The organism is Pseudomonas syringae (genome assembly GCF_002157375.1).
Lineage (GTDB): Bacteria > Pseudomonadota > Gammaproteobacteria > Pseudomonadales > Pseudomonadaceae > Aquipseudomonas > Aquipseudomonas syringae_T.
Window position 1 is genome coordinate 34,742 of sequence record NZ_MTSA01000018.1, and the last position, 13,814, is coordinate 48,555.

The window sequence follows — 13,814 nt, forward strand, 5'->3', positions numbered from 1 at the left end:
TCCTGTTTGAATAAGCGGTGTGAAATAAATGCGCCGTCTGACAAGACGGCGCGGTGTTTCAGGCATCAGTGTTTGAAGCAGCCGCGAGCGGGTATCAGATCCCTTGCGGGATTTCTTCGCCGCCCAGTGCCTCGAACAGCTCCGGCAGAAACTCGCCGAAGGTCAGCATCATCAGGGTGAAGCTGGCATCGAGCTGGCCCAGTGCCTCGTCACCACCGTCCTGTTCGGCCTGATCCTGCAGCAGGTCTTCGAACTTCAGACGCTTGACCACCAGCTTGTCGTCCAGCACGAACGACAGCTTGTCCTGCCAGGCCAGCGACAGCTGGGTGACGACTTTGCCGGTGTTCAGGTGCAACTGGATTTCGTCGCTGGTCAGGTCCTGACGCTTGCAACGCACGATGCCGCCATCTTCGTGAGTGTCGCGCAGTTCGCATTCGTCCAGCACGAAGAAGTTGTCGGCCGCTTTCTGGGTCTTGACCCAGTCGGTCATGGTTGCGCTTGGCGAAACCTTGACCGTCAGCGGGCGCACCGGCAGTGAGCCGATCACTTCACGCAGGGTCGACAGCAAGTCTTCCGCGCGTTTCGGGCTGGATGCGTTGACCAGAATCAGGCCCTGTTTCGGCGCAATGGCGGCAAAGGTGGCGGAGCGGCGGATAAAGGCGCGAGGCAGGAAGGCCTGGATGATTTCATCCTTGAGTTGATCGCGTTCCTTTTTGTAGACCTTGCGCATCTGCTCGGCTTCGATCTCGTCGACCTTTTCCTTGAGCGCGTCGCGTACGACGCTGCCCGGCAGAATGCGTTCTTCCTTGCGTGCGGCGATCAGCATGAAGTCCTGGCTGATGTGTACCAATGGAGCGTCTTCGCCCTTGCCGAAAGGAGCGACGAAACCATAGGTGGTCAACTCCTGGCTGGCACAGGCACGAGCCGGTTTGGTCGCCAGTGCTGTCTCCAGCGCTTCGGCATCAAAAGGCACGTCCTGGGTCAGGCGATAGACAAGCAGGTTTTTGAACCACATGAGGCGAATCTCTCTTTCTATACAAAGGCGGGCATTATTCGCTCCTCAGCCGCTGCGGCCAACCCTGCACCGTGCGTTTGTAAGCCTTTGGAAGGATTATAAAAATTATTTAAAAAATCGCTTGCCAGAGCACAGATCGCTCCGTAGAATGCGCGCCACACCGAGAGTGAAGGGTGATTAGCTCAGCTGGGAGAGCAGCTGCCTTACAAGCAGCGGGTCGGCGGTTCGATCCCGTCATCACCCACCAAACTCACTTGTAGTGTTAGGCGCAGCGGTAGTTCAGTCGGTTAGAATACCGGCCTGTCACGCCGGGGGTCGCGGGTTCGAGTCCCGTCCGCTGCGCCATATTCAGCTTCAAGGCCCTTGAACTCCTTGAAGCAAACAGAAAGCCCGCCTTGTGCGGGCTTTCTGCTTTCTGTCGTCCAGAAAATCTCTGCTCGCCCTCGATTTGCATGACCTCACGCTTTACCCCTCAATCATGTAAGGCTCTTTCTTTCTTGATGTAAGTTATTTCCTTATTTATTGAAGTTGCACAGTTGTTCGTTGATATAGCCTGTTTAGCTCTTGATATTTTCTCTTTGCTGGTATTAGCTGAGTTGGTTAGTTTGATACATCAGGCCATTGGGCTGCTAAATCAAATTCCACAAACTCAAAAAGTTGCCAAATACTGGCGACATGATGCTGTATTGGGTGAAGGAATGTATATGAAAAATCGTTTAACCTTGTTGGCGGGTATCACCGCATTGACCCTGTCTGTCAGCGCTTTGGCCAATCCTGCGCTGCACACCGCGACTATCGACCCGTACGGCAATGTCATTGCTCAGTCGTCCCCGTGGATCAAGTCTGTAAGTTATAGTACTCAGAAAGATTACTTTGCAACTTATAAGATTCTCTTCAAGGAAGGTCAGTTTAAAAAGTCTCCTGGTTTCTGCTCCGTATCGTCCATTGATACCAGCGATCATGAGCGTCTGTTCTACGGCCACGCTAAGTTGGGCGGGGCCGCTACAGCAGAAGGGGTCAATGTGTTGGGGCTCATGGTTGGCAAACGCGGTGCTTCGGGTGATTCTTCGATGAGTTTTCAGTTGGCGTGCAGCAATTGATTGAGTGAGCCTCGCTTTATGCGAGGCTTCCACCCTATGGCACAGCGGACAGAAATACATGGGCTGGTAGTTGTAGATGTTCCAGCGGTTTCAAGAAATAACTAAATCGTTTAATCTTAAGTTGTGAGTGTGTTTGAAGGCTAAACGATTTTCGTTGTAGTGTGTATCAGCGTTTGCTTGTTCGTGTTGGCAAGCTGTGCGGTGTACAAGTCATATGTTCTCGCTGCGGGATTTTTAATAATCTTAGAAAAAAAGAGCAGAGCTGGGTGGTCACTTTGTTTTGTGATTTCTGTCGAGTTTTAGTCTTGCATAGAAGGCTTTCGAGTCTCTCAGAAAACGCCAGTGAGCGTTGGCGCCATGAACACCGGAACATCAGGGTGCATCAAAGTACCCGTTTTAATTATTGGAGAAAGAATGCCTATAGCGTTACCGAGTGCCGTAATTTATGCCCATTCACCTGGCGGTGGCCTATCAAGCGCCGACAACCCTATGACAGTTCCGGGCCGTTACGCTATCAACTCTCCGTTTAGCTACAATACGTTCAGTAAAGCGCCGATCAATTTGCCGGTCGCTGGTGTGTTTGGGCGTGTGAATGGTAATATTATTGGGGATTTAGTCATTCATGCGGATAATACGTACACGTTTACCGGGCACTATACGCTCAATAAAGATATCTATGATGCTGATAAGAGTAATCGCTCATACTGGCAAGAGACGTTGACTACGTTTTTGCATGATTTGGGGAATACCTTTGGGCACGTTGACTACACCATCAATATTATCGGCACCCAGCCGGTTGTTTTCTCCGGGAGAAAGTAATGTTCGTATCGGGTGGCAAATTAATGCCATTGTGTATCTTTTTTGTTTTTGTCCTGTTGGGTGGTTGTAGCGAATCCGATCTGGAGCCCTGCCCGGATAGAGGCGAGGCGTTTTTTTCCGAGTCGATCAACCGGTATTTGAGTGCTCATGATCGCTCGGCAGACGTAAACAGATTTACTTATGCCGGAGCTCCCCGATATGACGAGCATACGAACTGGTGGATGGTCCCGTTTGACCTAAACGGGGAGCGTTATCTGACAATGCTGAGCTGTGATGGCAAGCTGGAACTAAGTGGTCGCCCGTAATATTGGCGTTTTGATAGGGATCGTCTCTGAACTGACCCTTTTGTAGGGGGCCAAACCTCCGGCTTTCCATCTTCTCAATTTGCGCAGATCATTCCTCCATTCCCTCACAAGAACGGACGTGTCATGAACCTACCTCTGCAAGGCATCAAAGTAGTAGAGCTGGGGCAGCTCATCGCCGGGCCTTTTGCGGCGAAGATCCTGGCCGAGTTCGGTGCCGAGGTCATCAAGGTCGAGCCGCCGCTGACCGGTGATCCGTTGCGCAAATGGCGTTTACTGCACAACGGCACCTCGGTGTGGTGGGCGGTGCAGTCGCGCAACAAGCAGTCGGTGACGCTCGATCTGCGTCAACCCGAGGCGCAGGAGATGGCCCGCCGACTCATCCGTGACGCCGATGTACTGGTCGAGAACTTCCGCCCCGGCACGCTTGAGGGCTGGGGGTTGAGCTGGGAAACACTGCATGCGCTCAACCCGAAGCTGATCATGCTCCGGGTTTCCGGCTACGGGCAGACCGGCCCTTATCGTGACCGGCCGGGTTTTGGCGTGATCGGCGAGGCAATGGGCGGTTTGCGTCATTTGTCGGGTGAGGTCGGGCGTACGCCAGTGCGTGTCGGGGTGTCGATCGGTGATTCGCTCTCGGCGTTGCATGGCGTTATCGGCATTCTGCTGGCCCTGCGTCATCGCGAGCAGAATGGCGGAAGCGGTCAGCAGATTGACGTGGCGCTGTATGAATCGGTGTTCAACATGATGGAAAGCCTGATTCCCGAATATTCGGTGTTCAATACGGTCCGTGAGCCGGCTGGCAGCAGCCTGCCGGGCATCGCGCCGACCAATGCTTACCGCTGCAATGACGGCAAGTACGCGTTGATTGCAGGTAATGGTGACAGTATCTACCGTCGGTTGATGGAGAAAATCGGTCGCATGGACCTGGCCAGCGATCCTGAACTCGAGCACAACGATGGTCGGGTCAGGCACGTGGCGCGCATTGATGCGGCCATCTCGACCTGGACCGCCGAGCGCTCGCTGGATGACGTGCTGGCGGCGCTCACCGAGGCGCGTATCCCGGCGGGGAAGATCTACGACGCTGCGGACATCGCCAGCGACCCGCATTACCAGGCGCGTGAAATGTTGCTGCAAAGCGCGCTGGAGGATGGCACCCCGGTTACCGTGCCCGGCATTGTGCCCAAGCTGCTGGACACGCCGGGACAGGTTCGGACACCGGCACCGACGCTGGGTCAGCACACCGATTCGGTGCTGGAAGCGCATGGAATCGACGCTGCCACTCGCGCAGAATGGCGTCGACTGGGCATTATCTGATCCAGAACTTAGCCACTGACGTAAACAGAACTCTCTTCGAAACGGAGCTGATCCCGTGATTGATCATCTGGACCATCTGGTACTGACCACCACCGACGTTGATGCCTGCAAGGATTTTTACGTACGCGTGATGGGCATGACCCCTGAACGTTTTCGTCAGGGCCGTCTGGCATTCCGCTTCGGCAACCAGAAAATCAACGTGCATGAGCGCGGCAAAGAATTCGAGCCCAAGGCCCATCTGCCTGTACCGGGCGCGTTGGACCTGTGTTTCATCGCCAGCATTCCGCTCGAGCAGGTGATCGAGCACCTGGACGAGCAGGGGTGGCCGATTGTCGAAGGGCCGGTTGAGCGTACGGGGGCGACCGGGCCGATTCGCTCGGTCTATGTGCGTGACCCTGACCTGAACCTGATTGAAATTTCCGAACAGGTCCATTCCGGCGTCTGATCGGTGTCATGCCCGGTCAGCGCATCAGCAGCCTTTCGCGGGCGCTCCTGCCTTCGGCACGAATGCGCTTTTGTCGCCTGGCTTGGTGATGACGTAGGCACGTCGCCACGGCTGGTCGTCTATCAGCTTCCAGCGGTGGCCGGGGCCGGTAGTGTCCTGTGCGAGCAGTACTTCCCCCGGGTGCAGCACGAAATTCTCGCCACCGGTGGTGGAAAATTCGAGTGTGCCTGAAAGGGTGATCACGTATTGCTCTTCAGGCGCGGCATGCCAGTCGTACTTCGAGTGCGCCGGGGTTTCCTTGAAGTGCAGGGCGCTGACGTCGGTTATCGCCTTCTGATCAATAGAGCCTTCAATGACGTGCGACAGATTGTCAGGCCCCGTACACAGCCTGAATGCCTTGATGCCCTCTGTCACCACGATGGGCGGTTTGGCGGCGTAGGCAGCGCTGACTGGCAACATGACAGCCGCAGCAATCGCTGCGTAACCCGCGAGTCGGTGGACCGTCGAGCGCTCGCGGCGAAAACGATGGGTTGATGGCATAGAGCGTTCCTGAACGCGACACACAGCGTGAGCCCTGATCGTCTGTCGCGATACTCGACACAGGGGATGGGCAGACTCGCCCGTTCCGGGAATCGAATCACATTCAGGATCGGTTAAAAATTATCTTTAATTTCATGTCGATGCGCCTTCCTGCAACTTTCGGTCGTGTCATATCCCTCTATGTCACCTGATGCCTCCGGCTTCCTTAAGCTCATGACTCAATCAGTCAGGCTTTCAAGGAGCCTTCGGATGCACCTTAGAAAAATACGCAGCAAACGTTCTGTCGATCATCGTTCTTATCCCGGCATGCCAGCCCTCAGCGCACCGTTCGATCACCCTGACGAGGCGGCGCGTTACGTACATGAGCGGATAGGCAACCGACGTGATCGTGAATACGGCGGCTTCATTCTGGTTCGTGAGGACGGCAAGTACGTCGCCACCGAGCCCATGAACGGCAGTCAGTTCAGCTTTGACCCCAACGAAGTGTTCCCGCGCAATGAGCAGGAAGGCTACGTGCTCTATCCTGAGGGGCATGACGACTATGCAATCTACCATTCTCACCCCTCACTCCAGGCCGGGCTGCACGAATGGCCGGAAAGTGAAAAGGTCACCTACCCGAACAGTTTTTCGGCGGGCGACATTTATGCGGTGATCGCTGATCAGGAAGTGTGCCCGGCGACTTACCTCTCAGGGCCTGACGGTTCGCTGATCAAATACACCCTGTCTCATTCTGCCGCCGAGGCAAAACTGTTCGAGCGTGTGGCAGGCCCGGTCAGCATGCCCCACGTCAGCACACTCAGCCAGGTTCACAGGGCGTTGCAGAACCTCACGCTCATGCCCAGTGATGTGGTTCGTCTACTGGCGGTCGCCGGCAATCTGGAAGTCGTGGTGCCCAGTCGCCTTTGGGGCAAGGTCGGTAAAGTGTCTGGCGATTGGCGACCGTACCCTGATCAGGCCGCTCCTGACGTTGCGGCGCCCCGGCCCATCGCTGTTTGCGAGGCTATATGGCCACCCAAAGCGCTGAGCCTCAGCCCCGACTTTGCCAGTGCCGACGCGGCCGCCCGTTACGCCCACGGTCGGCTGGGCGCGCGCGTTCACTCTCCGATCATAGGGGGTGTGCTGTTCAACCCAGCCACACGGACCTACCGGATCGACGAGCCGATTCTGGAGGACGGCTATCCGGCCTATGCGCCGTGTTCGCTTTTTCATCCGGATGCCTATTACCGACCCCCTTTGCCGAGCGGTTACCGAATCGACGGGATGTATTTTTCGCCTGCCAATCTGCCCGGCGAAGGCGGGCATGAGACGCCGCGCCCGTTTTTCGATCCTGACGACCTGCATCGTATGTTCAGTTATCGACACAAGCCTGCACAGCCACCCAAGGGTTTGCCGATTCGCTACGGGTTTGAGATGTCGGCGGTTTATTTCTCGTCGGCTGATGGCGCATTGCTCTGTTACACCCCCAGCCGCTCCGCTCAGGAAAACCAGCTATTGCGAAGCGTATCGCGGGTGTATTCAGGGGCCGAGTCGATCCAGGCGCAACGCGTTGCCGGCACGATCAGCGCAAACGAATTCATTCGTCTTGTTGCGCGGGCCGGTCAGCTTCGCGTGCTGCAGACAAGTGAAAGCTGGCCCGATGCCGGGACGATCACTCCGGTGCCTTGAAGCGTTCGCATCAAAATGGCGCGTTACACCGATGATTCCAAAACTGAACTGCAACTGAACAATGCAGTGTCGATCCGGGAAAACCTTTGGATACCTGAACTTATCGGCTTTTTCTCCCTCTCATGCCGGTAGCCATTGATCGCGGCGGCCTGATAAGCTCGCGGCTTTACTCGTTTGCCCTTTTGGCGCATGAACAAGGAATTAGCATGAAACAGCATCGGTTGGCAGCGGCGATTGCCCTGGTCGGTCTGGTACTCGCAGGTTGTGATAAGCAGGCCAGCACCGTAGAGCTGAAAACCCCAGCACAAAAAGCGTCCTATGGCATCGGTCTGAACATGGGCAAAAGCCTGGCTCAGGAAGGTATGGACGATCTGGACTCCAAGGCTGTGGCTCTGGGTATCGAAGACGCTGTCGGCAAGAAAGACCAGAAGCTCAAAGACGAAGAGCTGGTTGAAGCCTTCTCTGCACTGCAGAAGCGTTCTGAAGAGCGTCTGGCCAAGATGAGCGAAGAAGCGTCGGCAGCCGGCAAGAAGTTCCTCGAAGAAAACGGCAAGAAGGATGGCGTGGTGACCACGGCCTCCGGTCTTCAGTATCAGATCATCAAGAAAGGCGATGGCCCACAGCCAAAACCGACTGATGTTGTGACTGTTCACTACGAAGGCAAGCTGATTGACGGCAAGGTCTTCGACAGCTCTGTTGATCGCGGCAGCCCGATTGACCTGCCAGTGGGCGGCGTGATCCCGGGTTGGGTTGAAGGCCTGCAACTGATGCACGTCGGCGAGAAGGTCAAACTCTTCATCCCGAGTGATCTGGCTTACGGTGCCCAGAGCCCGAGCCCGGCAATCCCGGCCAACTCGGTACTGGTTTTCGATCTGGAATTGCTCGGCATCAAGGATCCGGCGGCTGCACAGGCGCCTGATGCTGATGAAGAAGAATCAGCTCCAGCGGCTTCGGCTCCGGCCAAGAAGTAACGCAACACCTGGCTACGAAAAACGCCCTGTCTCGACAGGGCGTTTTTTTGTCTGGCTTATTTCCCGAACGCTTGGCCTTCCGGGCAGTCCCACTATCATGGTTATAGGCGCGAACAGTGTTAGACAGTCCGACAGGATCAAAAAAGTCGATCCAGCCGGGAGGTCAGGCAACAGGCTTTGCGAATTTTTTGTGAGTAAAAAACGCCCGATTTAACCGTGGCCCCCCGCTAACGGGGGGTTCAGGCGTGAAAAAAGCGGCTGTTCACAAGGTTATCCACAATAATTGTGGATAACCTTGGCACCAGGCAGGCAGATTCATATGAGCCGTGGTCTGCCCAGACATATTTTGCTGAACGGGAGTGGGTATGAAAGCACCGTGGAATCTGATCCGTTATCTGCCCGGCGCTCGCCGCCTGCTGGCCGCCGGGCGGCTGCCGGGGTTGTTGTTTGCCGTGGCGCGCAAGGGCAACAGCGAAGGTAACCGCCTGGGCAAGCTCAAGGAAGACCTGCGTCTGCTTCAGGCGTTGTGTCTGGCCTACTGGCGTGGTGAATACCGCAGCATCAGCCCCAAGGCGATTCTGTCCATCGTCGCAGGCTTGATGTACTTCCTCAGCCCTCTGGACGCGATACCTGACTGGATTCCGGGCCTCGGTATGCTGGATGACATCGCCGTGCTGGCCTGGGTCACGAAGCATTTGAGCGATGAGCTGGATGCATTTCGTGCCTGGCGAGCGCAGCAGTCTCCTGAAAAACTGATCGTCGTCGAGCAACTGCCCAAGACTCAGGCGCTTCTGGAGAAAGAGCGCAAGGTGTGAGTCTCATGGATTGAACACAGGACATAGTGTTCCACTGTTAAGATGTCAGCATCTGAGTCAGTCTGTTCAGTATGCAGTCTTGTCGTACAAGGGGAGTCTATGGACCTTCAAGTGATATCTCGTGATGGCGAGCCGGAGTACGCGGTGCTTCCGTGGGCTCAGTACCAAGCGCTTCTCAAGGCGGCAGGCCTGATCAGCAAAGCGGATCCGCTGGCGGCCGCGTCTCGCGTCGAGACAGACTCAAGTGAACTCCCCGGTTTTGACCAGTTGGGTGCATTGCGCGAGGCCAAAGGTCTTGAAGGCGCCAGCCTGGCGCGTTCCGTCGGTATCAGCCCGTCTTATCTGGATTTGATCGAAAAGGGTGTCCGTGAGCCGGATGCCGCTATCAAGCGCAGCCTTGCCTGGGAACTCGGGGTGCCCGGCTGGAAAGGTGAGTCATGAGCGTGCGCATCAGCCGTCAGCACTGGGACGGGCTGTTAAGTGAGCTCGATCACGCACGCCGCCAGCGTCATCTGCTGACCTATCGCGCATTGCTGGAACGCTTGCAACTGCCCAGCCCTGCCATGCAGACCCTGACTGCGGCCCTTGAACACCTGGCTGCAATGGACGCCCGAGCCGAACAGCCTCTGCGCAGTTCGCTGGTGATCAGCCAGGGAGCAAGCCGTCTGCCGCGTCCCGGCTTTTTTGAATGCGCCGAACGCCTGGGACGCTTTTCCGGCCCCTCAGACGGTGTCGCGGCGGCGTCCTGGCACGCATCGGAAGTGGTGCGGGTGTTCGAACACCGCTACCCGGAAGTGGAAGAGCAGTAGGCGGCTTCAAGTCAACCTGATCTGCCCTCACGCCCGCAGCAGCAAGTCCATCCGCGTCGAGTCGATCACATGGATGCTCGCGCCCGCGATGTCTTTGGCGAAGTGTTTGGCTTGTGAGGCCAGGTCTGCCAGTTGGCTGGCGTCGACGTGGGCGCAGCTCTCTTCATGCAGGTGTACCACGCCAATCGACAGTGACAGCAGAGGAAACTCCTGACGCTGCCCTTGACGATTGAGGGCGACAAAGCAGCCCGCTTCCAGGTGTTCGGCGCGGTAGAAGCGACGGCATTGATTCTGAAAGTCGTCCAGCAGGCTTTTCAGCCGCCGTTCCCAGTCGTCAAACCCCAGCACCATCAGAAAATCGTCTCCGCCGATGTGCCCGACAAAATCGCGGCTCGGGTCAATGCGGTCGTTCAGGCACTGCGCCAGGCAGAGCAGCACTTCGTCGCCACGGGCATAGCCGTAAATGTCATTGAAGGGTTTGAAGCTGTCGATGTCGACGTAGCAGATCATCGATTCGCGGCCCTGTTGCAACAGGCGGGTCAGGCATTGCTGAATCGGGACGTTTCCGGGCAGCAGGGTCAGCGGGTTGGCATAGCGGGCCTGCTGGATCTTCATCTCGGTAATCAGTTTCAACACGTCGATCACCCGGCCCAGCCCCAGGTAGGTGCCGTTGAGCGTAATGATGAAGTCTTCTTCAATGCGCTGCCTGGCACGGCTCGTCAGCAGCCGGCTGACTTGCTGCAACGACTGGCTGACTTCCACCGCCAGGAAATCATCGCTCATCAGGCGGCTGATCGGCTTGCGGGCAAACAGTTCGGTGCCGAACGGCTTGAGCAGGGCCTCGGACAAGGAGTGCCGATGCACGATGCCACAAGGTCTGGCGTCGTCATCCAGCACTGCCAACGAATTGAGGTTGGCCTGCCTGCGGAATGCTTCAAGCACTTCAGCCGTGGGGGTGCCTTGGCTCACTGATGGTTGCGGGTTCAGCAGGGCCGAAAGATCTGCCGCCTCTTCGTTCAGGGGGGCGATGGCGGTCTCTGCCTTGGGCAGCATGGCGCGGGTATCGCGAGGCGGGCGCTCCTGGGGGCGGGCCAGCAGATAGCCTTGCACCAGATCCACGCCCATGTCCTTGAGTATCGCCAGCTCTTCCGGCAGTTCGATCCCTTCGGCAATCACCGTCGCTCTGGAGGCTTTGGCCATTTGCAGCATGGAGCCGACAAACTCGCGTTTTACCGCATCCTGATGAATGCCGTCGATGAAATGCCGATCGATCTTTACATAGTCAGGCCGCAGCTCCGACCACAGTCGCAAGCTGGAATAGCCGGCGCCGAGATCGTCCAGCGCAATGGAGAAGCCCATGTCGCGGTAATGGTGCAGCGCGTTGTACAGCAAATTGAAATCATCGGTCGGCATTTGCTCGGTCAGCTCGATGACAACGTCCTTGGGGGCGATCTGATAGCGGCGCAGCATTTCCAGGGTGCGACCAGGCGGGTGCGATGTTTCAAGCAGCGATTCAGGCGAGACGTTCAGGAACAGCTTGCCTGGCAATTTTTGCTGACTGAAGCGGCGGCATGCGCTGTCTCTACAACTCAGCTCCAGCTCGCTCAGACGGCCGGCCTGACGGGCAATGGCAAACAGGTTGAGCGGGGAGTGCAGCGGGCTGTTGGAAGGGCCTCGCGTGAGGGCCTCATAACCCAGGATTCGACGCTCGGACAGCGAAATGATGGGTTGGAACAAGCTGTGCAAATCACCACGAGCCAGAATGGAACTCAGTGCGCTCAACTGTTCGGTTACGGTCATGGTCGTCTCGAGGGGTCATAAAAGAGGGAGCAATGAAAAGGGCTGAACGCTTGCACGTTCAGCCCCGTATTTCACGACAGCTTCATGACTGTTTGATGACGTTGAAACTAAATAGCCATCAACGAGTCGGTCTTACTTTTTCGCCACCGCAGCACTCAGTCCCAGATAGTCGATCAGGATGCGCCCGGTCTCGGCCAGGTAGGCGTCGTCCTCGGGTTTGGTCTTCTCGTCTTCGACGGGCAGTGCGTCTTCATCTTCCTTTTTCAGCTCTTTGAGCGGCTCTTCACCCTTGGCCTTGCGGCGTGTGTTTTCCAGTGCGAGCTGCTTGCTTTCGATGGAGGCGTGTTCAGCGCGACGGTCGGCTTCATTGAGGCTGACCGTCTTTTCGTTCATCAGCTTCTTGGCCAGTGCAAGGCGATCTTCAATGAACACAAACTCGGCGTCTTTGGCCGAGCGTGCTTCATGACGGGCCTGCAACTGGGCAAGGAACGGCTTGAACGGATCGATGGCGGGCTTGATCGCCGGTTTGATGCTGTCCCATGGCATGGCTTCGGGCAGCGCGCTCTCGCCGATTTCCTTGGTGTCGATCAGCGACGGATAAGTGATGTCCGGCACGACGCCCTGATGCTGCGTGCTCTGACCGGAGACGCGGTAGAACTTCGCCAAGGTCAGCTTCAGCTCGCCATGATTAAGCGGCTGAATGGTCTGCACGGTGCCTTTGCCGAAGGTCTGGCCACCGATGACCAGCGCGCGGTGATAGTCCTGCATGGCGCCGGCAAAAATCTCTGACGCCGAAGCGGACAGGCGGTTGACCAGCAGCGCCATCGGGCCTTTGTAGAAGGCACCTTTGGCTTCGTCTTCCAGCACGTCGACCTTGCCGTCTGCGTTACGCACCAGCACGGTCGGGCCTTTGTCGATAAACAGGCTGGTCAGCTCGGTGGCTTCCTGGAGCGAACCGCCGCCGTTGTTGCGAAGGTCCAGCACCACGCCGTCGACCTTCTCGGCCTGCAGTTCAGTGAGCAGTTTCTTCACGTCACGGGTCGTGCTCTTGTATTCCGGATCGCCAGCACGGTAGGCCTTGAAGTCCAGATAAAACGCCGGAATGTCGATGACGCCAAGCTTGTAATCCTTGCCGTCCTGCTTGAGGTGCAGGATCGACTTCTTGGCCGCCTGTTCTTCAAGTTTCACCGCTTCACGGGTGATGGAGACGATCTTGCTGGTCTGGTCGTTCGGTGCGTTGCTGGCCGGGATGATCTCCAGACGCACCACGGAGCCTTTCGGACCGCGGATCAGCTTGACCACTTCGTCCAGACGCCAGCCGATCACGTCGACCATTTCCTTGTCGCCCTGCGCCACGGCAACGATCTTGTCAGCGGGCGCGACCTGCTTGGTCTTGGCCGCCGGACCGGCCGGCACCAGGCGCACGATCTTCACGTTGTCGTTATCGCTCTGCAACACGGCGCCGATGCCTTCCAGCGACAGGCTCATGTTGATGTCGAAGTTTTCCGCGCTGTCAGGCGACAGGTAGTTGGTGTGCGGATCGTAAGACATGGCAAAGGTGTTGATGTAAGCCTGGAAGATATCTTCGGCGCGGGTCTGGTTCAGACGAGCCTGCTGATTCTTGTAGCGCTTGGTCAGGGTTTCCTGAATCTTCGCCGGGTCTTTGCCGGCGATCTTCAGGCGCAGGACTTCGTCCTTGATACGCTTGCGCCACAGTTCATCCAGCTCGGCGGTATCTTTAGGCCACGCGGCGTCCTTGCGGTCCACCAGCAGGGTTTCCTTGGTCGTGAAGTCGAGCTTGTCGACGCCTTTGCCCAGTTCTGCCAGGGCGAAGTCCAGACGCGCCTTGATGCGGTCCAGATAACGCTTGTAGATCGTGAAGCCAGGGTTCAGGTCGCCGCTTTTCAGGAAGTCATCGAACTGGAACTGCCACTTGTCGAACTCGGCAATGTCGCTGGCCATGAAATAGCTGCGCGAGGGGTCCAGTTGCTTGATGTAGCTCTGATAAATAATCGCTGAACGCTTGTCGTCCAGGGGCGGCTTGCTGTAGTGATGTCGCTTGAGCAGCTCAACCACGTTGAGACTGGCAATCACTTCGTCGCGGTCAGGCTGAAGATTATCCCAGCTATTGGCGGCAAATGTGCTGGCTGACATCGGCAAAACGCTAAGGCCGACAAACAGTGCGAGGGCAGTGCTGGGAAATAGTTGCTTCATGC

13 protein-coding genes and 2 tRNA genes are annotated in these 13,814 nt (G+C 56.9%); 11 read left to right on the top strand and 4 right to left on the bottom strand.

Going from position 1 to position 13,814, the window contains the following annotated elements; translation table 11 throughout:
* Nucleotides 1–94: 94 nt before the first annotated feature.
* The gene (rdgC, locus tag BW686_RS21105; RefSeq protein ID WP_084919429.1) at nt 95–1,015 is read right to left on the bottom strand and encodes a recombination-associated protein RdgC; all 921 of its coding nucleotides are present in this window, start codon (nt 1,013–1,015) and stop codon (nt 95–97) included.
* A gap of 171 nt (nt 1,016–1,186) precedes the next feature.
* Between rdgC and BW686_RS21110 the strand changes: the two genes are divergently transcribed.
* The 6 genes from BW686_RS21110 to BW686_RS21140 all read left to right on the top strand — a co-directional run bounded on the left by BW686_RS21110 (nt 1,187) and on the right by BW686_RS21140 (nt 4,998).
* A tRNA-Val gene (locus BW686_RS21110) sits at nt 1,187–1,262 on the top strand.
* 21 nt (nt 1,263–1,283) lie between these two features.
* Nucleotides 1,284–1,360, top strand: a tRNA-Asp gene (locus tag BW686_RS21115).
* A 359-nt stretch (nt 1,361–1,719) separates the two neighbouring features.
* Nucleotides 1,720–2,115 carry a hypothetical protein gene (locus BW686_RS21120; RefSeq protein ID WP_084919430.1) on the top strand — a complete coding sequence of 132 codons (396 nt, stop codon included), beginning with the start codon at nt 1,720–1,722 and terminating at the stop codon, nt 2,113–2,115.
* A gap of 357 nt (nt 2,116–2,472) precedes the next feature.
* Entirely contained in the window at nt 2,473–2,934 is a 462-nt protein-coding gene (locus BW686_RS21125; protein WP_143514210.1) for a lipid II-degrading bacteriocin, read from the top strand.
* Nucleotides 2,935–3,362: 428 nt separating this feature from the next.
* Complete coding sequence (locus BW686_RS21135) at nt 3,363–4,553, top strand: CaiB/BaiF CoA transferase family protein (protein WP_084919433.1); 1,191 nt, start codon at nt 3,363–3,365, stop codon at nt 4,551–4,553.
* 55 nt (nt 4,554–4,608) lie between these two features.
* Nucleotides 4,609–4,998, top strand: a complete 390-nt coding sequence (locus BW686_RS21140) for a VOC family protein (protein ID WP_084919434.1) — start codon at nt 4,609–4,611, stop codon at nt 4,996–4,998.
* A gap of 24 nt (nt 4,999–5,022) precedes the next feature.
* On the opposite strand, the gene BW686_RS21145 is transcribed toward BW686_RS21140, so the two are convergent.
* Nucleotides 5,023–5,538 (bottom strand): hypothetical protein, encoded by a 516-nt coding sequence (locus BW686_RS21145; protein WP_084919435.1) that lies wholly within the window; start codon nt 5,536–5,538, stop codon nt 5,023–5,025.
* A 249-nt stretch (nt 5,539–5,787) separates the two neighbouring features.
* Here BW686_RS21145 and BW686_RS21150 point away from each other — a divergent pair, with 249 nt between their 5' ends.
* The 5 genes from BW686_RS21150 (at nt 5,788) to BW686_RS21170 (ending at nt 9,798) form a co-directional block, all read left to right on the top strand.
* Nucleotides 5,788–7,203: a DUF4329 domain-containing protein gene (locus BW686_RS21150; RefSeq protein ID WP_084919436.1), complete on the top strand. Its 1,416-nt coding sequence runs from the start codon at nt 5,788–5,790 to the stop codon at nt 7,201–7,203.
* 206 nt (nt 7,204–7,409) lie between these two features.
* Nucleotides 7,410–8,174, top strand: coding sequence for an FKBP-type peptidyl-prolyl cis-trans isomerase (locus BW686_RS21155; RefSeq protein WP_084919437.1), 765 nt, complete (start codon nt 7,410–7,412; stop codon nt 8,172–8,174).
* Nucleotides 8,175–8,539: 365 nt separating this feature from the next.
* Complete coding sequence (locus BW686_RS21160; RefSeq protein ID WP_005892166.1) at nt 8,540–8,989, top strand: YkvA family protein; 450 nt, start codon at nt 8,540–8,542, stop codon at nt 8,987–8,989.
* A 99-nt stretch (nt 8,990–9,088) separates the two neighbouring features.
* Nucleotides 9,089–9,430, top strand: coding sequence for a helix-turn-helix domain-containing protein (locus tag BW686_RS21165; RefSeq protein ID WP_084919438.1), 342 nt, complete (start codon nt 9,089–9,091; stop codon nt 9,428–9,430).
* On the top strand, nt 9,427–9,798 hold the full coding sequence (locus BW686_RS21170) for a hypothetical protein (RefSeq protein WP_179149344.1): 372 nt from the start codon (nt 9,427–9,429) through the stop codon (nt 9,796–9,798). The genes BW686_RS21165 and BW686_RS21170 overlap by 4 nt, the downstream gene beginning before the upstream one ends.
* 27 nt (nt 9,799–9,825) lie before the next feature.
* On the opposite strand, the gene BW686_RS21175 is transcribed toward BW686_RS21170, so the two are convergent.
* On the bottom strand, nt 9,826–11,598 hold the full coding sequence (locus BW686_RS21175) for a GGDEF domain-containing protein (protein ID WP_084919439.1): 1,773 nt from the start codon (nt 11,596–11,598) through the stop codon (nt 9,826–9,828).
* A 132-nt stretch (nt 11,599–11,730) separates the two neighbouring features.
* Nucleotides 11,731–13,812 (bottom strand): carboxy terminal-processing peptidase, encoded by a 2,082-nt coding sequence (locus BW686_RS21180; protein ID WP_179149345.1) that lies wholly within the window; start codon nt 13,810–13,812, stop codon nt 11,731–11,733.
* Nucleotides 13,813–13,814: the final 2 nt, after the last annotated feature.

Excerpts from the sequence above, each read along its gene's own strand:
- rdgC (WP_084919429.1), bottom strand. The coding sequence starts at position 1,015 with ATGTGGTTCAAAAACCTGCTTGTCTATCGCCTGACCCAGGACGTGCCT.
- BW686_RS21120 (WP_084919430.1), top strand. The coding sequence starts at position 1,720 with ATGAAAAATCGTTTAACCTTGTTGGCGGGTATCACCGCATTGACCCTG.
- BW686_RS21125 (WP_143514210.1), top strand. The coding sequence starts at position 2,473 with ATGAACACCGGAACATCAGGGTGCATCAAAGTACCCGTTTTAATTATT.
- BW686_RS21135 (WP_084919433.1), top strand. The coding sequence starts at position 3,363 with ATGAACCTACCTCTGCAAGGCATCAAAGTAGTAGAGCTGGGGCAGCTC.
- BW686_RS21145 (WP_084919435.1), bottom strand. The coding sequence starts at position 5,538 with ATGCCATCAACCCATCGTTTTCGCCGCGAGCGCTCGACGGTCCACCGA.
- BW686_RS21150 (WP_084919436.1), top strand. The coding sequence starts at position 5,788 with ATGCACCTTAGAAAAATACGCAGCAAACGTTCTGTCGATCATCGTTCT.
- BW686_RS21155 (WP_084919437.1), top strand. The coding sequence starts at position 7,410 with ATGAAACAGCATCGGTTGGCAGCGGCGATTGCCCTGGTCGGTCTGGTA.
- BW686_RS21160 (WP_005892166.1), top strand. The coding sequence starts at position 8,540 with ATGAAAGCACCGTGGAATCTGATCCGTTATCTGCCCGGCGCTCGCCGC.
- BW686_RS21165 (WP_084919438.1), top strand. The coding sequence starts at position 9,089 with ATGGACCTTCAAGTGATATCTCGTGATGGCGAGCCGGAGTACGCGGTG.
- BW686_RS21170 (WP_179149344.1), top strand. The coding sequence starts at position 9,427 with ATGAGCGTGCGCATCAGCCGTCAGCACTGGGACGGGCTGTTAAGTGAG.
- BW686_RS21175 (WP_084919439.1), bottom strand. The coding sequence starts at position 11,598 with ATGACCGTAACCGAACAGTTGAGCGCACTGAGTTCCATTCTGGCTCGT.
- BW686_RS21180 (WP_179149345.1), bottom strand. The coding sequence starts at position 13,812 with ATGAAGCAACTATTTCCCAGCACTGCCCTCGCACTGTTTGTCGGCCTT.